The organism is Pseudomonas solani (genome assembly GCF_026072635.1).
GTDB classification, from domain to species: Bacteria; Pseudomonadota; Gammaproteobacteria; order Pseudomonadales; family Pseudomonadaceae; genus Metapseudomonas; species Metapseudomonas solani.
In genome coordinates, this window is record NZ_AP023081.1 from 679,042 (window position 1) to 703,795 (window position 24,754).

General features: G+C 65.7%; 27 protein-coding genes. 12 read left to right on the forward strand and 15 right to left on the reverse strand.

The features are described from left to right. Positions 1-40 precede the first annotated feature (40 nt). A complete protein-coding gene (locus PSm6_RS03210; protein ID WP_265170497.1) occupies positions 41-448 on the reverse strand; it encodes a PaaI family thioesterase in 408 nt (135 codons plus the stop codon). Positions 449-563: 115 nt separating this feature from the next. On the opposite strand from PSm6_RS03210, the gene PSm6_RS03215 reads away from it, so the two are divergent. The 3 genes from PSm6_RS03215 to PSm6_RS03225 are packed head-to-tail and all read left to right on the forward strand — an operon-like array spanning position 564 to position 3,833. Beyond that, complete coding sequence (locus PSm6_RS03215) at positions 564-2,279, forward strand: proline--tRNA ligase (protein WP_265169520.1); 1,716 nt, start codon at positions 564-566, stop codon at positions 2,277-2,279. 10 nt (positions 2,280-2,289) lie between these two features. After that, positions 2,290-3,246 (forward strand): hypothetical protein, encoded by a 957-nt coding sequence (locus PSm6_RS03220; protein ID WP_265169521.1) that lies wholly within the window; start codon positions 2,290-2,292, stop codon positions 3,244-3,246. Between the two features lie 8 nt (positions 3,247-3,254). Then, a complete protein-coding gene (locus PSm6_RS03225) occupies positions 3,255-3,833 on the forward strand; it encodes a lytic transglycosylase domain-containing protein (protein WP_021221440.1) in 579 nt (192 codons plus the stop codon). Between the two features lies 1 nt (position 3,834). Here the strand turns inward: PSm6_RS03225 and PSm6_RS03230 are convergent, their stop codons facing one another. Together PSm6_RS03230 and PSm6_RS03235 are read right to left on the reverse strand one after the other, a co-directional pair. Further along, the gene (locus tag PSm6_RS03230; protein WP_021221441.1) at positions 3,835-4,110 is read right to left on the reverse strand and encodes an acylphosphatase; all 276 of its coding nucleotides are present in this window, start codon (positions 4,108-4,110) and stop codon (positions 3,835-3,837) included. 2 nt (positions 4,111-4,112) lie between these two features. Further along, positions 4,113-4,592, reverse strand: coding sequence for a TlpA disulfide reductase family protein (locus PSm6_RS03235; protein WP_037022106.1), 480 nt, complete (start codon positions 4,590-4,592; stop codon positions 4,113-4,115). Positions 4,593-4,622: 30 nt separating this feature from the next. Between PSm6_RS03235 and PSm6_RS03240 the strand changes: the two genes are divergently transcribed. Together PSm6_RS03240 and PSm6_RS03245 are read left to right on the forward strand one after the other, a co-directional pair. Beyond that, positions 4,623-6,032 (forward strand): PilZ domain-containing protein, encoded by a 1,410-nt coding sequence (locus PSm6_RS03240; RefSeq protein WP_021221443.1) that lies wholly within the window; start codon positions 4,623-4,625, stop codon positions 6,030-6,032. A gap of 126 nt (positions 6,033-6,158) precedes the next feature. Continuing rightward, entirely contained in the window at positions 6,159-6,551 is a 393-nt protein-coding gene (locus PSm6_RS03245; protein WP_021221444.1) for a hypothetical protein, read from the forward strand. Between the two features lie 59 nt (positions 6,552-6,610). Here the strand turns inward: PSm6_RS03245 and PSm6_RS30330 are convergent, their stop codons facing one another. Together PSm6_RS30330 and PSm6_RS03255 are read right to left on the reverse strand one after the other, a co-directional pair. Continuing rightward, positions 6,611-6,808 (reverse strand): hypothetical protein, encoded by a 198-nt coding sequence (locus tag PSm6_RS30330; protein WP_021221445.1) that lies wholly within the window; start codon positions 6,806-6,808, stop codon positions 6,611-6,613. Positions 6,809-6,976: 168 nt separating this feature from the next. Next, positions 6,977-8,197 carry a YihY family inner membrane protein gene (locus PSm6_RS03255; RefSeq protein WP_021221446.1) on the reverse strand — a complete coding sequence of 407 codons (1,221 nt, stop codon included), beginning with the start codon at positions 8,195-8,197 and terminating at the stop codon, positions 6,977-6,979. A 117-nt stretch (positions 8,198-8,314) separates the two neighbouring features. Between PSm6_RS03255 and arsC the strand changes: the two genes are divergently transcribed. From arsC to PSm6_RS03270, 3 genes are read left to right on the forward strand one after another with little or no spacing between them, the layout of a single operon-like run. Then, positions 8,315-8,668, forward strand: a complete 354-nt coding sequence (gene arsC, locus PSm6_RS03260; RefSeq protein ID WP_021221447.1) for an arsenate reductase (glutaredoxin) — start codon at positions 8,315-8,317, stop codon at positions 8,666-8,668. Further along, complete coding sequence (gene wrbA, locus PSm6_RS03265; protein WP_265169523.1) at positions 8,665-9,270, forward strand: NAD(P)H:quinone oxidoreductase; 606 nt, start codon at positions 8,665-8,667, stop codon at positions 9,268-9,270. The genes arsC and wrbA overlap by 4 nt, the downstream gene beginning before the upstream one ends. Then, on the forward strand, positions 9,263-9,673 hold the full coding sequence (locus tag PSm6_RS03270; RefSeq protein ID WP_021221449.1) for a DUF2069 domain-containing protein: 411 nt from the start codon (positions 9,263-9,265) through the stop codon (positions 9,671-9,673). Before wrbA ends, PSm6_RS03270 begins: the two co-directional genes overlap by 8 nt. A 40-nt stretch (positions 9,674-9,713) precedes the next feature. On the opposite strand, the gene hda is transcribed toward PSm6_RS03270, so the two are convergent. Genes hda through PSm6_RS03285 form a run of 3 tightly spaced genes read right to left on the reverse strand, consistent with a single transcriptional unit; the run spans position 9,714 to position 12,597 of the window. Further along, entirely contained in the window at positions 9,714-10,418 is a 705-nt protein-coding gene (gene hda / locus PSm6_RS03275; protein ID WP_021221450.1) for a DnaA regulatory inactivator Hda, read from the reverse strand. Then, positions 10,415-11,509, reverse strand: coding sequence for an AI-2E family transporter (locus PSm6_RS03280; protein WP_021221451.1), 1,095 nt, complete (start codon positions 11,507-11,509; stop codon positions 10,415-10,417). The genes hda and PSm6_RS03280 overlap by 4 nt, the downstream gene beginning before the upstream one ends. A gap of 44 nt (positions 11,510-11,553) precedes the next feature. Further along, positions 11,554-12,597: a DUF2066 domain-containing protein gene (locus tag PSm6_RS03285; protein ID WP_265169526.1), complete on the reverse strand. Its 1,044-nt coding sequence runs from the start codon at positions 12,595-12,597 to the stop codon at positions 11,554-11,556. A gap of 241 nt (positions 12,598-12,838) precedes the next feature. Here PSm6_RS03285 and purM point away from each other — a divergent pair, with 241 nt between their 5' ends. From purM to PSm6_RS03305, 4 genes are all read left to right on the forward strand, one after another. Then, complete coding sequence (gene purM / locus PSm6_RS03290; RefSeq protein ID WP_021221453.1) at positions 12,839-13,897, forward strand: phosphoribosylformylglycinamidine cyclo-ligase; 1,059 nt, start codon at positions 12,839-12,841, stop codon at positions 13,895-13,897. Next, positions 13,897-14,547, forward strand: coding sequence for a phosphoribosylglycinamide formyltransferase (purN, locus tag PSm6_RS03295; RefSeq protein ID WP_043243119.1), 651 nt, complete (start codon positions 13,897-13,899; stop codon positions 14,545-14,547). The genes purM and purN overlap by 1 nt, the downstream gene beginning before the upstream one ends. 12 nt (positions 14,548-14,559) lie before the next feature. After that, positions 14,560-15,273: a DUF3108 domain-containing protein gene (locus tag PSm6_RS03300; RefSeq protein ID WP_021221455.1), complete on the forward strand. Its 714-nt coding sequence runs from the start codon at positions 14,560-14,562 to the stop codon at positions 15,271-15,273. Between the two features lie 135 nt (positions 15,274-15,408). Then, a complete protein-coding gene (locus tag PSm6_RS03305; protein ID WP_021221456.1) occupies positions 15,409-15,681 on the forward strand; it encodes a Rho-binding antiterminator in 273 nt (90 codons plus the stop codon). Positions 15,682-15,865: 184 nt separating this feature from the next. Here the strand turns inward: PSm6_RS03305 and PSm6_RS03310 are convergent, their stop codons facing one another. From PSm6_RS03310 to PSm6_RS03340, 7 genes are all read right to left on the reverse strand, one after another. Beyond that, a complete protein-coding gene (locus PSm6_RS03310; RefSeq protein ID WP_021221457.1) occupies positions 15,866-16,405 on the reverse strand; it encodes a DUF2058 domain-containing protein in 540 nt (179 codons plus the stop codon). A gap of 20 nt (positions 16,406-16,425) precedes the next feature. Then, positions 16,426-17,256, reverse strand: coding sequence for a nucleoside triphosphate pyrophosphohydrolase (gene mazG / locus PSm6_RS03315; protein ID WP_021221458.1), 831 nt, complete (start codon positions 17,254-17,256; stop codon positions 16,426-16,428). An 85-nt stretch (positions 17,257-17,341) separates the two neighbouring features. After that, positions 17,342-19,591: a GTP diphosphokinase gene (relA, locus tag PSm6_RS03320; protein ID WP_021221459.1), complete on the reverse strand. Its 2,250-nt coding sequence runs from the start codon at positions 19,589-19,591 to the stop codon at positions 17,342-17,344. Positions 19,592-19,674: 83 nt separating this feature from the next. Next, positions 19,675-21,030: a 23S rRNA (uracil(1939)-C(5))-methyltransferase RlmD gene (gene rlmD / locus PSm6_RS03325; protein ID WP_265169528.1), complete on the reverse strand. Its 1,356-nt coding sequence runs from the start codon at positions 21,028-21,030 to the stop codon at positions 19,675-19,677. Next, a complete protein-coding gene (locus PSm6_RS03330; protein ID WP_148304259.1) occupies positions 21,017-21,217 on the reverse strand; it encodes a hypothetical protein in 201 nt (66 codons plus the stop codon). Before PSm6_RS03330 ends, rlmD begins: the two co-directional genes overlap by 14 nt. Next, positions 21,214-22,116, reverse strand: coding sequence for a cysteine synthase CysM (gene cysM / locus PSm6_RS03335; RefSeq protein ID WP_021221461.1), 903 nt, complete (start codon positions 22,114-22,116; stop codon positions 21,214-21,216). Before cysM ends, PSm6_RS03330 begins: the two co-directional genes overlap by 4 nt. Positions 22,117-22,346: 230 nt before the next feature. Beyond that, a complete protein-coding gene (locus tag PSm6_RS03340) occupies positions 22,347-24,671 on the reverse strand; it encodes a TonB-dependent receptor (RefSeq protein ID WP_021221462.1) in 2,325 nt (774 codons plus the stop codon). Positions 24,672-24,754 lie beyond the last annotated feature (83 nt).

The following is a 24,754-nucleotide window of genomic DNA, read 5'->3' on the forward strand; positions in this document are numbered from 1 at the left end:
GGAGTTGATTGTTATTACCAAATAAAAGTTGTCGCCTCAGTCAGATTGGCAATGCATAAGTCCCCGTTACATGTGCCACCAGCTCATCTTCCCCGCCTTGTGAATACAACGACACTTCGCACACCGCCTGCCTTCTGCTCAACCTGAGTATCCGCGCATCGGCGAGCAGATCCACAGCCTGTGGTCGCGCCAGGAAGTTGATGTTGAGGTTACTGGTCACCGCCATCTCCACCCGCCCCAACCGGCCGAGCACGACTGCATACATCGCCGCATCAGCCAGCGCCATGATGGTCGGGCCGGACAGGGTGCCGCCCGGCCGCACCAATTTGGGCTGGAAGGGGACCCGCGCCAGTGCACCCGCTTCGTCGAGGCGCTCGACGCGCAGGTCGATGTCCTCGGCCATGGGTACGCCCTGGCGGATCAGCGCCTCCACCTGTTTTGCACTCAAACCGCCCATCACCTCTCCCCTTGCCGATTACCGGGCCGCAACCTGTACGCGCCCCAACGAGCGCCGTACAATGCCGAGCCTATAAAACCCATCGCAACCGACGAAACGGCCAAACATGCGTACCAGTCAGTACCTGCTCTCCACCCTGAAGGAAACCCCCACCGACGCGGTGGTGATCAGTCATCAGCTGCTGCTGCGCGCGGGCATGATCCGCAAGCTGGCTTCCGGTCTCTACACCTGGTTGCCGATGGGGCTGCGCGCGCTGCGCAAGGCCGAAGCCGTGGTGCGCGAGGAGATGAACGCCGCAGGCGCCCTCGAAGTGCTGATGCCGGCCATCCAGCCCGCCGAACTCTGGCAGGAATCCGGCCGCTGGGAACAGTACGGCCCCGAGTTGCTGCGCCTGAAGGACCGCCATGGTCGCGAATTCTGCGTCGGCCCGACCCACGAGGAGGTCATCACCGACCTCGCGCGCAACGAGCTGAACAGCTACCGCCAGCTGCCCATCAACATGTATCAGGTGCAGACCAAGTTCCGCGACGAGATCCGTCCGCGCTTCGGCCTGATGCGCGGCCGCGAATTCATCATGAAGGACGCCTACTCCTTCCACGCCTCCCAGGAATCCCTGCAGGACACCTACGACGTCATGTACGGCGCCTACTGCAAGGTGTTCACCCGCCTGGGCCTGAACTTCCGCCCCGTGCAGGCCGACAACGGCTCCATCGGTGGCAGCGGCTCCCATGAATTCCACGTGCTCGCCGACTCGGGCGAGGACGACATCGTCTTCAGCGACAGCTCCGACTACGCGGCCAACATCGAGAAGGCCGAAGCCGTACCGCGCGAAACCTCCCGTGGCGCCGCCACCGAGGAACTGCGCCTGGTGGACACCCCCGACACCAAGACCATCGCCGCCCTGGTCGAGAACTTCGGCCTGGCCATCGAGAAGACCATCAAGACCCTGGTCGTGCACGGCGCCGAAGAAGGCACCCTGGTCGCCCTGATCGTCCGTGGCGACCACGAGCTGAACGAGATCAAGGCTGCCAACCAGGCCCTGGTCGCCAGCCCCCTGGTTTTCGCCAGCGAAGAGGAACTGCGTGCCGCCATCGGTGCCGGCGCCGGCTCCCTGGGCCCGCTGAACCTGCCCATGCCCTGCATCATCGACCGTTCCGTGGCCTTGATGAGCGACTTCGCCATCGGCGCCAACATCGATGACAAGCACTACTTCGGCGTCAACTGGGAACGCGACCTGGCCCTGCCGGAAATCGCCGACCTGCGCAACGTCGTCGCCGGCGACCCGAGCCCCGACGGCAAAGGCACCCTGGTGATCAAGCGCGGCATAGAAGTGGGTCATATCTTCCAGCTCGGCACCAAGTACAGCGAAGCGATGAACCTCAGCGTACTGGGCGAGAACGGCAAACCCGTCACCCTGATCATGGGCTGCTACGGCATCGGCGTATCCCGCGTGGTCGCCGCCGCCATCGAGCAGAGCTACGACGAGCGCGGCATCCTCTGGCCGGACGCCCTGGCGCCCTTCCAGGTCGCCCTGGTACCGCTCAAGTACGAAACGCCCGCCGTCAAGGAAGCCACCGACAAGCTCTACGCCGAGCTCACTGCCGCCGGTATCGAGGTGCTGCTGGACGACCGTGACAAGAAGACCAGCCCCGGCGTGAAGTTCGCCGACATGGAACTGATCGGCATCCCCCACCGCATCGTGGTGAGCGAGCGCGGCCTGGCCGAAGGCAACCTGGAATACAAGAACCGCCGCGAGACCGACAGCCAGGCTGTCGCCGTCGACGAGGTTCTGTCCTATATCACAGCCCGCGTCCGTCGCTGATCGAGAAGAAATGTTCAAGCGTAGTTCCATCCGCCTCACCAGCGCCGCCCTTGGCGGCGCCCTCTTCCTCAGCGGCTGCGCCAACCACCTGCCCCAGCGGGCGGAACACGAGGAGCGCGTCGAGCGCAAGCTGCTCAACCATGAGCTGCAGATCGACGTCGGCGAGCCCCGCGTGCTGGAACTGCCACAGCGCCGCGTGCGCGTGAACGAGCAGAAGACCTTCGAGGTGACCGAGTTCGAGGTCACCCGCCGCTACGACCGCTACACGCCCTACCAACCCTGGCGCGAACTCTATGAAGTGCCGCTGGGCGCAGTAGCGGTAGTGGCCGGCGTCGGCGCCAACGTACTCAACGTGGTGCTTCTCGGCAGCCTGCCCGATACCGCTACCAAGGACTGGATCAGCTACGGCTTTGCCGGGCTCAACCCCTTCATGAACGTCGAGTCCAATGGCCGCTCCGAGCAGAACCTGGCCAGCCTCGACGAGCAGCAGCGCGACAAGCGCGTCGAATACTCCAGCCTGCCCTGGGCCGAGCGCCCGGTACTGGTGACCGCCGGTAAGCAGAGCAATGAACTGCTCACCGACCGCCACGGCGTGCTGCGCCTGAACCTGCTCGACGGCCCCTTCGCCGAACAGGACACCAGCCGCATCGGCAAGCTCCTGCTCAGCGTCGAAGACCCGCTGGACACCACCCGCGCCGAAGCCACGCTGATGGTCAGCCGCAGCCTGCGCAGCAAGCTGCAGGAAGCCCATGCGCTAATCTTCGAAGACCTGGAAGACGACGAGGTGCCGCAATGGGTGCACCGGGTCAAACGCCTGTCCGAGCTGGGCCTGGAAGAGGAAGCCAGCGAGCTCGAACAAAGCCTGATCGAACTGACCCGCAATGATCCCGAGCTGCAGCAGGAATTCCTCAAGGCGCTGATGAAGGACGCCGGCCGCCTGGCAGCCGATCCTGGCGAAAGCGACTGAGCCACTCCGTGCCCGCGCCCTGGCGAACCCTGCTCCTGAGCGGCCTGCTGGCGCTGGCCCTGCCCGCCTCCGGCAATCTGCGCCAGGCGCCGGAACCCGAGCTGCGGGAACTGCTGCAGCACACGGTGGCCGAGGCCGATAGCTTCGGCGACCGCTTCGACGCCGAAGTCTGGCTGCTCGACATGTCCACCCGCCTGAAACGCTATGTGCCCGACCCGGCGCAGCGCCTCGACCTGCTCAGGCTGGTGCACCACGAAGCCAGCAAGGCCGGGCTCAGGCCTGACCTGGTGCTGGCGCTGATCCATGCTGAAAGCCGCTTCGATCGCTTCGCCATCTCATCCGTAGGCGCGCAGGGAATGATGCAGGTGATGCCCTTCTGGAAAGCCGAACTGGGCCGCCCTCAGGACAACCTCACCGACAACGCCACCAACCTGCGCTACGGCTGCACCATTCTCAGCTACTACCTGAAGAAGGAACGGGGCGATATCAACCGGGCTCTGGCCCGCTACAACGGCAGCCTCGGCGAGAACTGGTACCCGGCCAAGGTGGTCGGGCTCTGGCAGGACATCTGGTACGTGCGCCCCTGACCTAGCGCCGCACGATAAACCCGGCGATGCCCTGCAAGGGCTGCTCCGTCAGCTCCACCGTGTCGACCTTCGCCACGCTCGGGCCTTGCTCGAGCCAGTCGGCGAGCTCGCGAACCGCGCCCTCCTCGCCTTCGAACAGCACCTCGACGCGACCATCCGCAAGGTTACGCACCCAACCGTCCAGATCGAGGCGGTCCGCCTCCTCCTGGGTCGACTGGCGGAAACACACGCCCTGGACCTTGCCGCTGACATAACCGTGCAGGCAGATGCGCGCCATGCTTACTTTCCTTCCTTCAGTCTGGTCAGGTGCCCGGAAAGCCCGGCAGCGGTCTGTTCGCCCATCAGGCGCTCACGCACCTGGCCCTGGGGGTCGATGATATAGGTCACCGGCAGCGCTTCGCTGCGTGGCAATTTGTAGCGCTCGGCCGGGTCCTGGGCGAGCACGGTGAAGTCGATGCCCATCTGCTGGGCAGCTTTTTCCAGCTCGGCCCCCTGCAGGCCGTCGAAGTTGACGCCCAGCACGCGCACGCCGCCGCCCTTGAGCTGCCCGGCCAGGGCGTTGAGCTCGGGAATCTCGGTACGACAGGGCCCGCACCACTCCGCCCAGTAATTAATCACCAACCACTGGTTTTCGAGGCCGTCAGTCGCTACCTTCTGTCCATGCTGATCGAGGCCGACGTCATCCGAACAACCTCCCAGCAACAGCCCGGCACCCATGAGAATGAGCGCCCCGAAAACAGCCTGGAGTCGTGATCCCATGCAATCGATCCTCGTGTACGCAGGGTTGATATGACGCTGGATGCCCTGTGCCTGGAAGTGCCGGACATCCTCGAAGAGGACACCCCTATCCTGGCGGGCCTGAACCAGTTCCTCGCCGAAGCGCGCCTGCAGCCCCAGGATGGCGCGCTGCAGGAGGTGCTCGGGCGATTGTTCCGACTGAACCGGAGTGCGGTGACCTTACTCGAAAGGCAACGGGCGCTGCAAAGCTTCAGCGAGGAATACCGCCACTACGCCACGGCCTATGAACAGGGCGCCCTGCCGCCGATGCTGTTCCTGCGCCTGTGCAGCGAACTGGCCGCCGGCTTCAAGCGGCTGCTGCTGCAGATACTCCAGGGTCGCCAGCCTTCCCGACCGCACCTGGCATGGTGCCTGTACATGGCCCAGCATTTCATCGCGCAGACGCTGATGCGCCACTACCAGCACTACCAGGAGCCGCCCGGCTCGCTGTGGCGCGACAGCCACCTGCTGTACTGGATCGGCGAGCACCAGGAGTGCCTGGACGAGCCGGTCGCCGCGGCCTTCCGCCCGGTGCCCGCCAGCACCCTGCGCGGCCTCTACCAGCAGGTGCTGCTGCTGGCCCTGAGCAACCCCTTCCACCTCACCGAAGGCGAATGCACGCTGCTGTTCGGCGCCCTTGCGCCCCTGGCCGGCCTGGCGCACCTGCTGCCCTGGGATCAGGAAGACGATAGCGACGGTGCGACGATCGACCTCACCGAGGCGCAACCCTATGTGCCCCAGGACCGCCTCGACAGCATCATCGCCGGCCCCTACCTGCGTCGCCTGGAACTGGGCCCCCTGCTGATCGCCCTGCATGAACCCGCGCCCCTGCAAAGCAGCGCCGAGCACGAACTGCTCGAGCGTGTGCGGCAGAACTGGCTGGGCCGCCAGCAGCGACGTCATCCGCGTACCGAATACGAAGGCTCCTGCAGCATGGTGGTGGGCCTGCCCGCCATCCACGCCCAGTTGCTGGCGCAACGCCCGGCCAGCCTGGATGCGCAGATGCTCGACTCCAGTGCCGGTGGCGCCCGGCTGCTGTGCCACGCCGACCAGGGCGCGCAACTGCCGGTAGGCCAACTGACCCTGCTGCTCAACAGTGGCACGCCGACCCTGGCACTGGTGCGCTGGCGGCACACCAACCAGGAAGGCCTGCATCTCGGCCTGCGCTACCTCAAGGGCCTGCCACGGCCGGTCTGGCTGCGCCGGGCCCCCAACTCGCAGACCCACCCCGGCGTGCTGCAAAGCACCCCGGCCCCCGGCAATGGCTGGCATCACGGCCTGTGGCTGCCCAAGGATCAGTTCGTGGGGGGCGAACACCTATGGCTGCAGCTCGCCAGCGTGCACAACCAGGCCATCCTGCCGCTGCCCGAGCCCAACCTCAGCACCGCCATGGTCGCGCGCTATCCGCTGAAAATGGCCTGATCGGCGAAAGTGCGAGACGGGTCACGCCGCTCATCGGCGAAGCGCACAGTTTCATCCGGGCACCCTCCCTATAATTCCCCGCACTAACCGTACGAACGTTCCGCTATCAGCCTGGAAACCCCCCTAATGTCCCAGAATCAAGACAAGCTGATCGGCCCCGTGCCGTCCCGCATCGTCGAGGCGGCACGCCCGATCGTGACCCCCTACGAGGGCCGGGTCGCCGAATTCAATATCGCCGCCTGGCTGCAGTTGCCTGGCCTAGCCACCCTGCCGGTATCGCTGCTGGTCAGCTACCGCGATGGCGAAATCCGTCGCGAAGTCGCGGTGGACCACGGCAAGGTCAACGCCCACGGCAAGATCCTGCTCTCGGGCATCGCCCGCATGCCCGTGAAGCACAAGATCGAAGACATGCAGGTGCGCCTCAAATCGGCGGTCACCGTGCAAGGCCTGCTGGTGGAAGAACTCTTCGTCCAGGCCGTCGAGCAGGCCGGAGCGGACAGCCGCCAGGCGCTCGCCTGATCGGCCACAAGGGCTGAAAACGAAAACCCCGCGCCTGTCGCGGGGTTTTTCATTTTCACTCAGGCGCGAGCAGCGCCATTGCTGGGGGTTGGCGGCTCCTGGTCCTCTTCCCGACGGGCTTCGGGTACGGGCGCGGGGGGAACCAGGGATTCGGGCCATTGCGAGAACTGCAGGCCTGTGATCCGGTTCAGGCGCTCAAGCGCCTCCTGCGGATCACGCTCATGGAGATGGACAACTTTGCCCTTGGCCTTACTCATAGAACACTTCTTTCCTTGGCTTATCCCTGCCTAATGGCAGAGTGACAGCAAACTCTCCCTGAGATTGCCAGAAACGTGCCATTTTCCACCTCCCCGCGCTTTCTGGCTCTGGCGCCAGGTGGAGGCGGAAATGGCAGCTGGCAATATGCCGCAAACTGCCCTTTTTTGTCACTCCGATGCAGGCCGCAACCAGCCCGCCAGGCTGCCGTCGAACAGCGCCTGCTGCTCCTGCTGCAAGGCCTCCAGGGCAGCCTTCAGCGGCGGGTACCAGGCTTCGTCGAGGTGCTCCGGCAGTTGCGCCGGGCGCGGCAACGGCCAGGGACAGTGGCTGAGCAACTGATGCAGGCTGTAGTTGTTCAGGTCACGGGAAAGCACCCAGGAGCCCCCACCCACCCGGCAGGCCAGGTGCTGACCTTCGAGCAGTTCCATGAACTCCAGCCACTCGTCCTCCGGCAGCAGCCAACCGGCACGCTGCACATCCAGGTGCCGTGCCGGCAGGCCGCGGATCTGGCGGTCATGCATCACCCGCAGGATGCCCATCAGGGACAGCAGGCGCGGCATCTGCCGGCGCCGCCAGTGACGCGAACCGGACAGGTTGCACACCAGTTCCGCACCGAAGAGCACGATCACCCAGGACACATAGACCCACAGCAGGAACAACGGCACGGTGGCGAAGGCGCCGTAGATCAGTTGGTAGCCCGGGAAGAAGCTCACGTAGAGCCCGAACAGCGCCTTGGCGGACTCGAACAGCAGGGCCGTGAAGGCGCCACCGATCAGCGCATGGCGGATCGGCACCCGGGCATTGGGCACCGCCGCATACAGCAAGGTGAAGGCCGCCACGTTGAACAGCAGCGGCGTGAAGCCCAGCAGGATGCGGGTACCGGCAATCTCGTTGAGGCTGGAAAGCAGCGACAGCGAGGTGATGTAGGTGCTCACCGCGAAGCCCGTGCCCAGCAGCAGCGGCCCCAGGCTGAGGATCGCCCAGTACAGCAGGAAGCTGGAAACGCCCCGGCGCGGCTGGCGCACCCGCCAGATGGTGTTGAACGCCTTCTCGATGGTCACCAGCATGGTGAAGGCGGTCACCGCCAGCAGCGCCACGCCCACCCAGGTCAGGTGCCGGGCCTGCAGGGTGAAGCCTTGCAGGTACTCCTGCACCGCCTCGCCGCTCGACGGCACGAAGTTATGGAAGATGAAACGCTGGATCTGCTCGCCCATGCCCTGGAAGGCCGGAATGGCCGAGAGCATGGTGAAGGTCACGGTCATGATGGGCACCACCGCGAACAGGCTGGTGTAGGTCAGCGCGGCTGCGCTGTTCATGCCGTGATCACTGAGAAAGCGATGCAACAGGAAGCGCCAGAACTCTTCCACGTCTTTGATGCGTTGGCGCATTCCATCTCCTTAGTTGCTGGGTGCCCTGTCCGCTGGCCGACTCGACACGCAAGGTTCAGACCTGCGCCCGGACGCGGTTAGAATAGCCGCCTCCCACAAGGCCTTGCGACCCCCGCCATGACCGAAATGACGCTGTATCACAATCCCCGCTGCTCGAAATCACGCGGCGCCCTGGAACTGCTCGAAGCACGCGGCCTCGTACCGCATGTCGTGCGCTACCTGGAAACCCCACCCAGCGTCGCCGAAATCGAAACCCTGCTCAGCCGCCTCGGCATTGGCGCGCGCCAACTGCTGCGCACTGGCGAGGACGAATACAAGAGCCTCGGCCTGGACGACGCCGGCCTCGATGACGCCGCACTGGTCGCCGCCATGAGCGCTCACCCCAAGCTGATCGAGCGCCCGATCCTGGTGGTGGGCGACAAAGCCGTGATCGGCCGCCCGCCGGAGAAGATCCTGGAGATCCTGCCTTGAGCGCGCCCTACATCCTGGTCCTCTACTACAGCCGCCATGGCGCCACCGAGCAGATGGCCCGGCAGATCGCCCGGGGCGTGGAACTGGGTGGCATGGAGGCGCGCCTGCGCACCGTGCCCGCCGTCTCCACCGAATGCGAGGCGGTCGCCAGCGACATTCCCGCCGACGGCCCGCTCTACGCCAGCCTCGACGACATGAAGAATTGCGCCGGCCTGGCCCTCGGCAGCCCGACCCGCTTCGGCAACATGGCCGCCGCCCTCAAGTACTTCCTCGACGGCACCAGCAGCCTCTGGCTCAGCGGTGACCTGGTGGGCAAGCCCGCCGGCGTCTTCACCTCCACCGCCAGCCTGCACGGCGGCCAGGAAAGCACCCTGCTGTCCATGCTGCTGCCGCTGCTGCACCACGGCATGCTGGTCACTGGCCTGCCCTACAGTGAGCCGGCCCTGCTTTCCACCAGCGGTGGCGGCACGCCCTACGGCCCCAGCCACTACGCCGGTGCCGACGGCAAACGTGCCCTCGACGAACAGGAAATCACCCTTTGCCGCGCCCTGGGCCAACGCCTGGCGACGACTGCGATCCGCCTGGAGAAACCCCGTGGCTAAGCAACCCAAGATCCTTCCCGAGCTGAGCTGGCTCGCCCCGCGCCTGGCCATCAGCCGCGCCCTGAGCCTGTTCGCCTTCTTCGGCCTGGCCCTGCTGCTGGTGGTCTGGACCCTGGTCTACGCCGAGCTCAACGGCGCCCGCCCCTGGGTGGTGCTGAGCATCGAGCTGCTGCCGCTGGCGCTGCTGGCGCCGGGCATGGTCCTCGGCAACGCCCGCGCCCATGCCTGGGCCTGCTTCGTGATCAACCTGTACTTCATCCAGGGCGTGCTGGCGGCCACCGACCCAAACCGCGCACTGTTTGGCTGGCTGATGGGCGGGCTCAGCCTGCTGCTGTTCTGCGCCGCACTGCTCTACACGCGCTGGCGCTTCCAGTACAACCGCAAGCTGGCCGGGGAAAGCTGAAGGGGGATGCGAAACGGCGCGGCCTTGGGCCGCGCCGGGCTCACCAGCCCAGGGTTTCCTTGAGGAAGGGAATGGTGAGCTTGCGCTGGGCCTGCAGGGAGGCCTGATCGAGACGTTCGAGCAATTCGAACAGGGCGCTCATGCTGCGTGACCCGCGGGTGAGGATGAAACGCCCGACCTCGTCGGTCAGGTGCAGGCCACGGCGCGAGGCGCGCAGTTGCAGGGCGCGCAGCTTGTCCTCGTCGGACAGCGACTGCAGCTGGAAGATCAGCGCCAGGGTCAGGCGTGATTTCAAATCCGGCAGCTTCACCGGCAACCCGCGCGGCGCGGTGTTGGCCGCCAGCAGCAGCTTGCGACCGGAATCGCGCAGGCGGTTGAACAGGTGGAACAGCGCCTCTTCCCAATCCGCGCGACCGACGACCGCGTCGAGGTCATCGAGGCAGACCAGCTCGCACTGCTCCAGGTTGTCGAGGATTGCTGTCCCGTATTGCGCCAGCTCCGCCAGGGGCAGATAGACCGCCTGCTCGCCACGCTGCTCGAAGCGCAGGCACGCTGCCTGCTGCAAGTGGCTGCGCCCAACACCCTCCCCGCCCCACAGGTAGATCAGGCTTTCGGTCCAGCCGGCATCGGCCTCGCAGAGACGCTCGACATAGCCGAGCGCCGCGGCGTTGGCGCCGGGGTAGTAGTTGGCAAAGGTCGCGTCGTCACGCAGGCGAATGCCGAGGGGAAGCTGAATGGGTTTCATGCCGAATCGCTGGGTTCGTCGGAACCGCTGCCGGTCTCTCCGTAAAGTTGGGAAAGTTTATATAAATCATGAGCATGACGCAGCAAAACCATGATCACCGCTGCAACAGGCAGCGCCAGTAGCACGCCGGTGAAGCCAAACAACTGGCCACCAGCGAGTATGGCGAAGATCACCGCCACCGGATGTAGGCCGATGCGATCGCCCACCAGCAGCGGCGTCAGCAGCATGCCTTCGAGCAGTTGGCCGATGCCGAACACCACCGCGACGCCGATCAGCGGGTACAGCTCGAAGCCGCCGAACTGGAACAGCGCGGCCGCCACGGCAGAGCCGAAACCGACCACGAAGCCCATGTAGGGAACGATGCTGGCCAGCCCGGCGAGCAGGCCGATCAGCAGGCCGAGGTCCAGCCCGATGGCCATGAGCCCGACGGAGTAGATGACGCCCAGCGCCAACATCACCAGCAGCTGGCCGCGAATGAAGGCACCCAGCACTTCATGGCATTCGCCCGTCAGCTTCAGCACCAGCCCCTCGCGGTTACGTGGCAACAGGCCGCGCAGCTTGGCCATCATCAGGTCCCAGTCACGCAGCAGGTAGAAACCGACCACCGGGATCAGCAGCAGGTTGCCGATCCAGCCCACCAGCGCCAGCCCGGAGGCGGTGGCGCTGGCCAGCAGCACGCCGACCACATCGGTGGTCTGGCCGAGGTGGCCGCTGATCACTTCCTTGAGCTTGTCGAAACGCCAGAAGCCCTGGGGCAGCCCCAGCTTGGCCTGGACCCAGGGCAGCGCGCTGTTCTGCAGCCAGTCGAGCATCTGCGGCGCCAGTTCATAGAGGCGCACTAACTGGCGACCCAGCATGGGCACGAGGACCAGCAGCAACGCCAGGAGGATCAGGCTGAACAGGGTGAACACCGCCACCACGCCCCAGGTGCGCGACAGGCCCAGGCGTTCCAGCCGGTCCACCAGCGGATCGCCCAGGTAGGCCAGCAGCATTCCCACCAGGAACGGGGAAAGAATGGGGTGCAGCTGATACAGCAGCCAGCCAAGAAGCAGGACGCCCCCCAGCCAGAGCCAGCGACGCGAATCGGTCATGGGAAATCCTCAGCCTTGAGTTGCGGGAGTGGCCGTCCGGGCCCTCACCAGTGGAATCGCAATACCGGGTCACGCGGCTGCACCTGCGGCGCAGGGGCGGCGCCCGGGGTGGCCGGAGCCTGACCGGCATCCACCGGAGCGGCCTCGCCGGGCGACTCCTGCAAACCGTTCAGTGCCAGCTGGGCACGCAGTTGTTCGCTGCTGGCGTTGACCTGGTAGCGCAACAGATCGCCTTCGACCTGCACCAGGCGGGCGCCGAACGGCTCCAGCGCGCGGGACAGTTCGGCGTAGCGCGCAAGGTCAGCGCCCTTCACTTCCAGGATCTGGCTCTGGCCGACACCCGCCGCCACCACGAAACGCGGTGCCAGGCGCTGGCTTACGGCGAGCAGCACGGCATCGGCCAGCGCGCCCTGGTCGGCAGCTTCCAGGGTGCCCTGGTCGCGGTTGTCACCCAGCCACAGGTGCCATTGCGCCTTCCACTTGCCATCGGCTTCGCTGGCCAGCACGGCGAGCAAGGCATCGGCGGAATAACGTTCGGAGGCCGGGCGCAGCGCCTCGGGGTCGGTCGCCACGAGCGCTTCCGGGGTGGCCACCAGCTGCTCGCTGAGGTCGGCCAGCGGCAGGCGCAGGGGCAGGCCGCGGTGCTGGGCGGCATCACGCAGCGGCTTGGCCGCTTCCTGGGCATCGCCCACCAGGCTGGCCCCCTCGCTGCTCTGGTTCAGCCACCAGCCGAGGATCACTGGGCGGTTGGCGCCCCACAGCGGTACACCGGCCTGACGCAGGGTGCGTTCGGTGGTCACGGGGTCGAAATCCACCAGCAGGGACTGGCCCTCGTAGCCGAACTGGCTGATCAGTTGCTGCGGGTTCTTGCGCGCCTCGGCCAGGGCCGGGTTATCCAGCGCCTTGGCATCGCCGGCCAGGCGGATCACCAGGGCCTCCAGAGCGCGGTTCAGGGCCTGGTCACGGTCCGCCGGCTGCTGGGAAGCCACGGGCTCGCGCACCTGGTAGAGGCCGCTGACCGTTTCGGCGAGGGCCGGCAGGCTGGACAACGGCAGGCAGACCATGAGCAGGCGGGCGATCAGGCGCATTGAAGACTCTCGACATTCTGTTGGGCGGCGGCTGGCCGCGAGCGAAGGGCTATACCTTAAACAGGCCCAACCTCACGGGCAACGGGCCGGGGCCGGGTGAGCACTTATTTGAACGCTTTTCGCCAACGCCGACCGCTGCCGATGGCTGCTGTTGGCCAAGCCTGATAAAATCGCGCGCCTTCGCAAACCGGCAGCCAGACTTGCCGGTTGATCCTCGAATTTCCCCTATAGGCCTGGATTTATGAGCAAGCAACCCTCCCTGAGCTACAAGGACGCCGGTGTGGACATCGACGCAGGCGAAGCCCTGGTCGAACGCATCAAAGGCGTGGCCAAGCGCACCGCGCGCCCTGAAGTGATGGGCGGCCTGGGTGGCTTCGGCGCCCTCTGCGAAATCCCGGCTGGCTACAAGCAGCCCGTGCTGGTCTCCGGCACCGACGGCGTCGGCACCAAGCTGCGCCTGGCACTGAACCTGAACAAGCACGACAGCATCGGCCAGGACCTGGTCGCCATGTGCGTGAACGACCTGGTGGTCTGCGGCGCCGAGCCGCTGTTCTTCCTCGACTACTACGCCACCGGCAAGCTCAACGTCGACGTGGCCGCCACCGTGGTCACCGGCATCGGTGCCGGTTGCGAACTGGCCGGCTGCTCCTTGGTGGGCGGCGAGACCGCCGAGATGCCCGGCATGTACGAAGGCGAAGACTACGACCTGGCCGGCTTCTGCGTCGGCGTCGTGGAAAAGGCCGAAATCATCGACGGCTCCAAGGTCGCCACCGGTGACACCCTGATCGCCCTGCCCTCCTCCGGCCCGCACTCCAACGGCTACTCGCTGATCCGCAAGATCATCGAAGTCAGCGGCGCCGACATCGAGAGCGTGCAGCTCGATGGCAAGCCCCTGGCCGACCTGCTGATGGCGCCGACCCGCATTTACGTCAAGCCGCTGCTCAAGCTGATCAAGGACACCGGCGCGGTGAAGGCCATGGCCCACATCACCGGCGGTGGCCTCACCGAGAACATCCCGCGCGTGCTGCCCGAAGGCGCCCAGGCGGTGATCGACGTCGCCAGCTGGCAGCGTCCGGCCGTGTTCGACTGGCTGCAGGAAAAAGGCAACGTCGATGAGCACGAGATGCACCGCGTACTCAACTGCGGCGTCGGCATGGTCATCTGCATCGCCCCCGAGCAGGTCGACGTGGCCCTGGAAACCCTGCGCGCCGCTGGCGAGCAACCCTGGGTCATCGGCCAGATCGCCGCTGGCGTCGAAGGCAGCGAACGCGTCGTCCTGAACAACCTGAAAAGCCACTGATGTCCGACCGCTGTGATGTGGTGGTGCTGATCTCCGGTTCCGGCAGCAACCTCCAGGCCCTGATCGACAGCAGCTCCACAGCCGACAGCCCGGCACGCATCCGCGCGGTGATTTCCAACCGCGCCGATGCCTACGGGCTGGAGCGCGCCCGCCAGGCGGGGATCGCCACCCAGGTGCTCGACCACACGCAGTACGAAGGCCGCGAGGCCTTCGATGCGGCGCTGGTTGCAGCCATCGACGCCCATGCCCCGCGCCTGGTGCTGCTGGCCGGTTTCATGCGCATCCTCACCCCTGGTTTCGTGCGTCACTACCAGGGCCGCCTGCTCAATATCCACCCGTCCCTGCTGCCCCTGCACAAGGGCCTGCACACCCACCAGCGCGCGCTGGAAGCCGGTGATGCCGAGCATGGCTGCAGCGTGCACTTCGTCACCGAGGAACTCGATGGGGGCCCTCTGGTCGTACAGGCGGTAATCCCGGTAGAGTCTGATGACACACCGGAAAGCCTGGCCAGACGGGTGCATGTGCAGGAACACCGTATCTACCCGCTGGCCATGCGCTGGTTCGCCGAAGGTCGCCTGAGCCTGGGCGAGCAAGGCGCGCTACTGGATGGCCAAGCGCTGCCCCCCTGCGGGCAGCAACTGCGTAACTAGGAGATTTTGCCGATGCGTCGTGCCCTGTTGTTGCTCCTCGCCCTGTTCACCCTGCCGGTCACCGCGGCCGAGCTGAAACCCTTCGAGGCCAGCTACACCGCCGACTGGAAGACGATGCCCATCAGCGGCACCGCCGGCCGCAGCCTGAAGAAACTGGACGATGGCCGCTGGCAGCTGGATTTCGAGGCCTCCATGCTGGTGGCCAGCCTGACCGAAACGAGCGTATTCCGCCTGGAAAACAACGCCTTCCTGCCCCAGACCTACCGCTTCAACCGCAGCGGCCTGGGCAAGAGCAAGCAGATCGAGCTGGACTTCGACTGGAGCCAGAAGCAGGTGATCGGCAGCGATCGCGGCAACCAGGTGCGCGTGCCCCTGAACCGTGGCCTGGTGGACAAGTCCACCTACCAGCTGGTGCTGCAGCATGACGTCGCCGCCGGCAAGAAAAGCATGAGCTACCAGGTGATCGACGGCGACGAGGTCGAGACCTATGACTTCCGCGTCCTCGGCGAGGAAAAGGTCGAGACCAAGGCCGGCACGGTCGATGCCATCAAGGTCGAGCGCGTGCGCGATCCCACCCAGAGCAACCGCAAGACCACCCTCTGGTTCGCCAAGGACTGGGGCTACCTGCTGGTGCGCCTGAACCAGGTGGAGAAGGACGGCAAGGAATACCAGATCATGCTCAAGGACGGCACGGTCGACGGCCGCAAGGTCGAAGGCGCCCAGTAAGGCGCCAGCGTTGCCGAGAAGCCGGGCCCATGCCCGGCTTTTTCATGCCCTTACAAAGGTGGGCTGGCGGCGCGCCTCCACGGGTATAGGATGATCGGCATCCTGAGTCGAGACTCCCGCCCCGAGGAGACCGAGATGAGCCACTACCTGCCCCTTTCCTGCGAACTCTATGACTTCATCGAGATCGCCTGCCTGCACCGCTACCAGTTGCTGATCGAGCTGGACGACGGCGCCAGCCTGGAAGCCCGCGCGGTGAATACCGAGACCACGCCGGCGAAGGAGGAATTCTTCCTCGTCCAGGGCGAGGCCGGCCCCGAGCGCCTGCGCCTGGACCACATCACCGCCATCACCCCGCTGACCGAAGGCGCCAGCTTCGGCCGGGTGCTGCTGGGCAACCAGATCTGCTGACGCCTCCACGCCCCGGGCTGAAGCCCGGGCTACAGGCTGGACCGCCACCAACGCCTTGTAGGTCGGGTGCAACCCGACAAGCAGCGGGCACCTGGTTACGCGGGCTTCACCCGCCCTACCGCCACCGCCAGGCGCCCATGAAAAAGCCGGGCATCGCCCGGCTCTCTTCATGCCTGCACCGCACTCACCACATCAGGTCGTCCGGCACCTTGTAGGCGGCGTAGGGATCGTCCGCATCGGCTTCTTCGGTGGGGGTGTTGAGCAGCAGGATGCGGCGCGGGTCGCGCTCCTGGATACGCAGCGCAGCATCGCGGGGGATGATCTCGTAGCCACCACCGTGCTGGACGATGGCCAGGGAACCACGGCTCAGCTTGTCGCGGACCATGTCGTTGACGGCGATGCGCTTGACCTTCTTGTCGTCGACGAAGTTGTAGTAGTCCTCGGTGGTCAGCTTGGGCAGGCGCGAGCTGTCGATGAGCTGCTTGATCTGCGCCGAGCGGGCCTTCTGCTCGGCCTTTTCCTGCTGCTGACGGTTCAGTTCCTGGTCACGGGCGACCTTCTCGGCCTGTGCCTGAAGAGCGGCCTGGCGCTGGCTGTCATCCTTCTCGACCTGGTTTTTCTTCTCCAGGCGCTGTTGCTTCTGCTGTTGCTTGCCGGCCTGCTTGACCTGCTTTTCATTGACCAGCCCGGCTTTCAGCAGTTGGTCACGGAGGGAAAGGCTCATGGGTAATTCAGTCTCTCTGCTTAGCAGCCAAGGGCGGCTTTTTCCTGTTTCTTGGCTTCGCCCCACAGGGCATCCAGTTCGTCCAGGGTGCAATCTTCAATGGGACGACCCGCTTCACGCAATGCCTGTTCGATGAATCGGAAGCGCCGCTCGAATTTACCGTTGGCTCCACGCAAGGCGGTTTCCGGGTCCACCTTGAGATGGCGCGCCAGGTTCACCACCACGAACAGCAGGTCGCCGATCTCATCGGCGATGGCGGCGGGGTCGTTGTCGGCCATCGCCTCCAGCACCTCGTCCAGCTCCTCGCGCACCTTGTCCACCACCGGCAGCGCCTCGGGCCAGTCGAAGCCGACCTGGGCCGCACGCTTCTGCAGCTTGGCCGCACGGCTCAGGGCGGGTAGCACGGCGGGCACGTCATCCAGCAGGGACAGTTGCTCCGGCGCGGCGGCCTTCTCGGCGCGCTCCTCGGCCTTGATCTCCTCCCAGCGCTGCTTGATGGCGGCCTCTTCCAGGCGCGCCATGTCCGGCGCGCCGTACAGGTCGCCATCGGGGAACACATGGGGATGGCGGCGCACCAGCTTGCGGGTGATCGCATCGACCACGGTGGCGAACTCGAAACGCCCCTCCTCCCGCGCCAGCTGGCTGTAGTAGACGACCTGGAACAGCAGGTCACCCAGCTCGCCTGGCAACTGCTCGAAGTCGCTGCGCTCGATGGCATCGGCCACCTCGTAGGCTTCCTCGATGGTGTGCGGAACGATGGTCGCGTAGTCCTGCTTCAGGTCCCAGGGGCAACCGTACTGCGGGTCACGCAGCCGGGCCATCAGGTGCAGCAGGTCGTCGAGTTGATACATGGCAGGTCCAGTGATTTATGCCCGGCACGACCTGAACGTCACGAGCGAAGGGCCGGCCCAACAACGCCAGACCGAGCGCAGTAGTTCAGGCAGCGCGGTTACGGCGGGCTTCGATGATATTGGGCAGCTGCGAGATCCTGGCCAGCAGGCGCCCCAGCGCATCCAGCCCGGGAATCTCGATGGTCAGCAGCATGGATGCAGTGTTGTCTTCCTTGTTCGAGCGGGTGTTCACCGCCAGCACGTTGATGCGCTCGTTGAGCAGCACCTGGGAGACATCGCGCAGCAGGCCGGAACGGTCATAGGCACGAATGACGATGTCCACCGGGTAGGTCTGCACCGGCACCGGCCCCCAGCTGACCTGGATCATCCGCTCCGGCTCGCGGCCGGCCAGTTGCAAGGCCGAGGCGCAATCCTGGCGGTGGATGCTGACGCCACGCCCGAGGGTGATGTAGCCGACGATGGGGTCGCCCGGCAGCGGCTGGCAGCAGCCCGCCATCTGGGTCATCAGGTTGCCCACGCCCTGGATCTGGATGTCGCCACGCTTGCCCGGCTTGTACTGGCCGGTCGCGCGGCGGGGAATCAGCTCCAGCTGCTCGCTGGCGCCGCGCTCCGGCTCCACCAACTGCTGCGCGCAATTGACCACATGGGCCAGGCGCAGGTCGCCGGCACCCAGCGCCGCATGCATGTCTTCGGCGGTGCGCAGGTTGCACTTCTCGGCGAGCTTCTCGAAGTCCACCGGCGGCAGGGCCAGGCGGGCCAGCTCGCGTTCGAGCATGGCCTTGCCCGCAGCGACGTTCTGGTCGCGGGCCTGCAGCTTGAACCAGTGGACGATCTTCGCCCGTGCACGGGAGGTGGTGATGTAGCCGAGGTTGGGGTTGAGCCAGTCGCGGCTGGGCGAACCCTGCTTGCCGGTGATGATCTCCACCTGCTCGCCGGTCTGCAGGCTGTAGTTCAGCGGCACGATGCGGCCGTTGATCTTCGCGCCCCGGCAGTTGTGGCCGATCTCGGTGTGCACGCGGTAGGCGAAGTCCAGCGGTGTCGCGCCCTTGGGCAGGTCGATGGCATGGCCGTCGGGGGTGAAGACGTAGACCCGGTCGGGCTCGATGTCCACCCGCAGCTGCTCGGCCAGGCCGCCGATATCACCCAGTTCCTCGTGCCATTCCAGCACCTGGCGCAGCCAGGAAATCTTCTCTTCGTAATGGTTGGAGCTGGATTTGACGTCGGTGCCCTTGTAGCGCCAGTGGGCGCAGACCCCGAGCTCGGCTTCCTCGTGCATGGCGTGGGTCCGGATCTGCACCTCCAGCACCTTGCCGTCCGGGCCGATCACCGCCGTATGCAGGGAGCGGTAGCCGTTCTCCTTGGGGTTGGCGATGTAGTCGTCGAATTCCTTGGGAATGTGGCGCCACAGGGTGTGCACGATGCCGAGCGCGGTGTAGCAATCACGCACCTCCGGCACCAGCACGCGCACGGCACGCACGTCATAGATCTGGCTGAACTGCAGGCCCTTGCGCTGCATCTTCCGCCAGATGGAATAGATGTGTTTGGCACGCCCGCTGATATCGGAGCGGATGCCGGTCGCGGCCAGCTCCTCGCGCAGCTGGTTCATCACATCGGCGATGTACTGCTCGCGATCCAGGCGGCGCTCATGCAGCAGCTTGGCGATCTGCTTGTACTGGTCCGGCTCCAGGTAGCGGAAGGACAGGTCTTCCAGCTCCCACTTGATATGGCCGATGCCCAGCCGATGGGCCAGGGGCGCGTAGATGTCGAAGACTTCGCGGGCGACGCGGTGGCGCTTCTCGTCGTCGGCGTTCTTCACCTCGCGGATGGCGCAGGTCCGCTCGGCCAGCTTGATCAGGGCGACGCGCACGTCGTCGACCATGGCCACCAGCATTTTGCGCAGGTTCTCCACCTGGGCCTGGGTGCCCAGCACCAGGGACTGGCGCGGGCTGAGGCTGGCGCTGATGGCGGCCATGCGCAGCACGCCCTCGATCAGCTTGGCCACCACCGGGCCGAAGCGCTGGTTGACCTCGGGGAGCGGGATCTTGCCCTCGCGCACGCCACGGTAGATGACCGCAGCCACCAGGGATTCCTGGTCCAGCTTGAGATCAGCGAGGATCTCGGCGATCTCCAGGCCGGTCTGGAAACTCGAGGTGCCTTCGGCCCAGAGGTTCTGTGCGGCATTGGCCTGCTGCTCGGAGTCCCGGGCGAATTCGCAGGCCTTTTTCAGCACCTCGCGGTCCAGCACCGGATCGAGACTGAGGACATGGTCCAGCCACGCCTCGAGGTTGATACTGCCGTCGGTATTGACCGGCTGTTGCGCTCTGACCTGTACCATCTTGCCTTACCTTCCCTACGACGTACGCCCGTCACGCCGAATGTTCGCCAGCCTCTCTGGGCCAGTCGGATTACGCGAGCATCCTAGCCCGCCTCGAATAACGCCATGGCCTCGACATGGGCCGTCTGCGGAAACATGTCGAGGATGCCGGCTCTCCTGAGCCGATAACCCTGTCGGACCAGCTCGGCACTGTCACGTGCCAGCGTCGCCGGGTTGCAGGACACATACACCACGCGTTTCGCGCCGAGCTCGCCAAGGTGACGGGCGATCTCAAACGCGCCATCGCGCGGCGGGTCCAGCAGTACCGCATCGAAGCCCTGGGCAGCCCAACGGGCCTCGGCCAGCGGCTTCGACAAGTCGGCCTGGAAAAAGTGCGCATTCTCCAAACCATTGGTTACAGCATTGCCGCGGGCGCGTTGGACCATGACGTCCACACCTTCCACCGCCACCACTTCGCGCGCCTGGCGCGCCAGTGGCAGGGCGAAATTGCCGAGCCCGCAGAACAGGTCCAGCACCCGCTCGGAAGCCTGTGGTGCCAACCAGTCTAGCGCCTGGGCGACCATCGCTTCGTTGACCACGGCGTTGACCTGGACGAAATCCCCTGGTCGGTATTCCAGCTCCAGGCCCCATTGTTCCAAACGGTAACCCAGGCGCGCGGCGGCATCGTCCGGCTGCGGTTCGCCCGCACCGTGGAGCCACAGCTGGGCCTGGTGTTCGGCGCAGAAATGACGCAGGCGCTGCAGGTCCGCCTCACCCAGTGACTGGGTATGGCGCAGCAGCAGCGACGAGGCATTGCCGTGAAAGAGCTCGACATGACCGAGGGCTTGCGGCCTTTCCAGGCTGCGCAGCAGTTGCGGTAACGCACGGACGATGGACTGCAAGGGCTGTACCAGCACGGCGCAATCGTCGATGCCGACGATCAACTGGCTGGCGGCGGCGCGGAAGCCCACATCCAGGCGCGCGGCCTTAGCGTCCCAGCGCACGGCAATGCGCGCGCGGCGGCGGTAGCCCAACTCGGGCCCCACCAGCGGCGCGGCCCAGGCTTCGGGCTCGAGCCCGGCGAAGCGCGCCAGCTGTTCGGCCAGCGTGCGCTGTTTCAGGGCAAGCTGCTCGGCATGGGGCAGGTGCTGCAGGGTGCAACCGCCGCACTGGCCGGCGTGGGCACAAGGCTCGACGCGGCGCAGCGGGCTGGCGACCAGCACCTTCTCCGCTCGGGCTTCGACTATCTGGGCGCGGGCACCGAGCACACGGCTCTCCACCTCTTCGCCCGGCAGCGCGCCGGAAACGAACCAGGTGCGTCCGTCGACAAAGGCGATGCCGCGGCCATCGTTGGCCAGGCGCTCGATGGCCAGGCGCTGCTTCTTGCCGGTGGGCACCTGCTGCGCCGGGCGCGAGCCGCCACTGGGCTGGAACCGCAGGCCACCACTACGCTTGGCCATCTTTCACACTCTTGGGCAGGAACCAGGGGCGCTGCAGCAAAACCGACGGCGCATAACGGGAAACGGCCGGAGCGGCGCCCAGGGCGATGCCCCGGCCATTGCCGCTCACGGGGTGCAGGTGAATGCGATAGGCGCGCAGCGAGTAACGGCCTGCGCAGCCATCGGGACGGGGAATGACGAGTTTCACGGGATCGGGTCGTACACGCCGGTGGACAGGTAGCGGTCGCCGCGATCGCAGATGATCGCCACCATCACCGCGTTCTCCACTTCGCGGGAGAGGCGCAGCATGGCCGCCACCGAACCGCCGGAGGAGACGCCGCAGAAGATGCCTTCCTCGCGGGCCAGGCGGCGCATGGTCTGCTCCGCTTCGACCTGGGCCATGTCGACGACGCGGTCGACGCGATCGGCCTGGTAGATCTTCGGCAGGTATTCCTCGGGCCAGCGGCGGATGCCGGGAATGGCCGAGCCTTCCTGGGGTTGCAGGCCGACGATCTGGATCTCGGGGTTCTGCTCCTTGAGGTAGCGCGAGGTGCCCATGATGGTGCCGGTGGTGCCCATGGAACTGATGAAGTGGGTGATGCTGCCCTGGGTCTGGCGCCAGATCTCGGGGCCGGTGCCCACGTAATGGGCCTCGGGGTTGTCGCCGTTGGCAAACTGGTCCAGCACCTTGCCGCGGCCTTCGGCCTGCATGCGCTCGGCCAGGTCGCGGGCGCCTTCCATGCCCTCTTCCTTGGTGACGATGATCAGCTCGGCGCCGTAGGCGGTCATGGCGGCCTTGCGCTCGGCACTCATGTTGTCCGGCATGATCAGGACCATCTTGTAGCCCTTGATCGCCGCTGCCATGGCCAGCGCGATGCCGGTGTTGCCCGAGGTCGCCTCGATCAGGGTGTCGCCGGGCTGGATGGCGCCGCGCAGTTCGGCGCGGGTGATCATCGACAGGGCCGGGCGGTCCTTCACGGAACCCGCGGGGTTGTTGCCTTCGAGCTTGACCAGGAGGGTATTGCTGGTGTCTCCGCCCAGGCGCTGCAGGCGCACCAGCGGAGTGTTGCCGATGCAGTCGGCGATGGTTGGGTACTGCAGGGTCATGGCGAGGTTCGCAATCCAGACGCAGGGGGTGCACATGATACCGGCAAACCGGCGGAGGCCATATCGCAGGAACGTATCGCGTTATGCCATGAGGCTATAAGCATGGAACCAGCGGCTATGGCCGACGCATCGCTTGCCCTCTTCTATATAGAGGCCGCTGAACGACGAAGCCCCGGCAGCGGGTGCGGCCGGGGCTTCGTTGGCTGAAGGAGCGGCCAGGGCCGCACCGGTCAGAAGTGGAAGTTGGTGCTCAGCAGTGCCGTGCGACCCGCCGCCTGGTTGGCGAAGTGGGTGGAGTAGGCCTTGTCGTAGTAGGTCTCGTCGGTGAGGTTCTGCACGTTCAGCTGCAGGTCGACGTTCTTCGTCAGCTTGTAGGCGACCATCGCGTCGTAGCGCCAGTAGGACGGGACGTAAACAGAGTTGTTGTTGTCGCCGAACACATCGTCCACGTAGAAGGCGCCACCACCGACGGTCAGCTGCGGCAGGACCTGGTAAGTGGTCCACAGGCTGAAGCTGTTCTTCGGCGTGTTGGGCATCTCGTTGCCCTTGGCCGCGTTGGTGATGCTGGTGACCACACCGGTACGGTTGCCCACCGCGCCCGGGTCGACCAGCTCGCTGTCCAGGTAGCTGTAGCCGGCGAACACCTGCCACTTGTCGGTGATCTTGCCGCTGGCGCTCAGCTCGAAACCGTCGACACGGGTCTTGCCGGCGTTCTCGTAGGTGTAGTTGCTCACCAGGATGCGGGTGTTCTCTTTCTCCGTACGGAAGATCGCAGCGGTCAGCGACAGGCGCTCATCCAGCAAGTCCCACTTGGTGCCCAGCTCGTAGTTGACGGTCTCTTCCGGCTCCAGGTCGCTGACGATGCTGGTCGGAGTGCCCACGGACGTCGGCAGGCCGTTGCCCTCGGTGCCCTCGCCGAGCATGGCGCCCGGCGGGGTCGCGGAGGTGGCGTAGGAGGCGTAGATGCTGCCGTTGCTGGCCGGCTTCCACACCAGGCCCACCTGGTAGTTGACGAACTCGGACGTGTCGGACGCCTTGAAGGTGGTGGCACCCGAGGCCGCCTTGGTCTTGGCATCGGTCTCGAAGCTGTCGTAGCGCAGGCCCAGGTTGAGGATCCACTGCGGGTCCAGCTCGATGCTGTCGAACGCGTAGATCGCGCGGGTGTCACCCGTTGTGACAGTTCCCGAATAGTCGCGCGCCACGCTTCCGGCCCAGGGGTCATCCGGATTGGGGTTGCCCAGGGAGGTGCAGTTGTAACCGGTGCTCGCGCCAGTGGTCGGGCAGTTGAGGTTACCGGTGCCTACCGAGTTGGCCACTGTGTAGGTGGAACGATCGGACTCCTCGCGGGACAGTTCGATGCCCGTGGAGAAGCTGTTCTTGAAGCCCGCCAGTTGGAAGTCACCGAACAGGTCGGTCTGGTTGGTGGTGGTGGCGGTGTTGCCCACACGGGTGTTGGCGCGGCGCCATACGTTGCCATTGCGCACGTTGCCTTTGCTGTCGTCCGGCTGAGTCAGGATGTAGTCCTGCATGCTGTTGCCATGGCGCAGGGTGTTCTTGATGGTCAGCGAGTCGGTCAGGTCGTGCTCGATGGCGATGGTGGCGATGTCCGCCCGGGTCTTGCGGAAGTCACGGTTGGTCAGGCCATAGAAGTTGCTGCTGTCGCCGCCGTCGACCGGCTTGTCGGGGCTGGCCGCAGTGTGGGTGGTACCCACCGAGTAGCCATAGGGAATGCCCGAGTCCGGCAGGTCGTTGCTTTCCATGTGGTAGAAATCGAGGTTCAGCCGGGTGTCGGTGCCCAGGCCGAAGGCCAGCGAGGGCGCGACGCCCCAACGGTCGTAGTTGACCTTGTCACGGCCGGCGACGTTGCTTTCGTGGCTCATCAGGTTGAGGCGGAACGCCGCAGTGTCGAGGAACTGCTGGTTGATGTCGGCGGTGTAGCGCTGGGTCTGGTCGGAGCCCCAGGTGAAGCCGCCGTCGATGGAGTCGCCCAGGTGCGCCTTCTTGGTCACCAGATTGAGGCTGCCGCCGGCCGAGCCGCGGCCACCGAAGGAAGAGTTCGGGCCCTTGCTCACTTCCACTGACTCGATGGCGAAGATCTCGCGGGTCTGTGCGCCGGTGTCACGCACGCCGTCCAGATAGGTATCGGACTGGGCATCGAAGCCCCGGATGAAGGGGCGGTCGCCCTGGGGATTGCCACCCTCGCCCGCGCCCATGGTGATGCCGGGAACGGTGCGCAGGGCATCCTGCAGGGACAGCGCGCCGGTGTCCTTGATCACCTGCTGCGGAATCACGGTGACCGAGCGCGGGGTGTCCACCAGCGGCGCGGTGTATTTCTGCGAGGCGGAACGCTGGACCTGGTAGTCCTCGCTCTCGATCTGCTCGCCCACCACCGAGGTGGCATCGAGGGAAATCACGCCATCCTTCTCGCCGTCCTTCTTTTCCGGCTGTGCGGCATGGACGACCGGCGCCATGGAGGCGGCCGACAGGGCGACGCCGATGGCGGAAGCCAGCAGGCGCTGGGCAGAAACAGTGGACTCGAGCAGCTGACGCGACATCGTTTTCCCTCCCCAGGGATTTCAGAGGTCGCGGAATCTATTTCAAAATATTTACAGTAGCAATTGCCAGGAATTCTCATTTG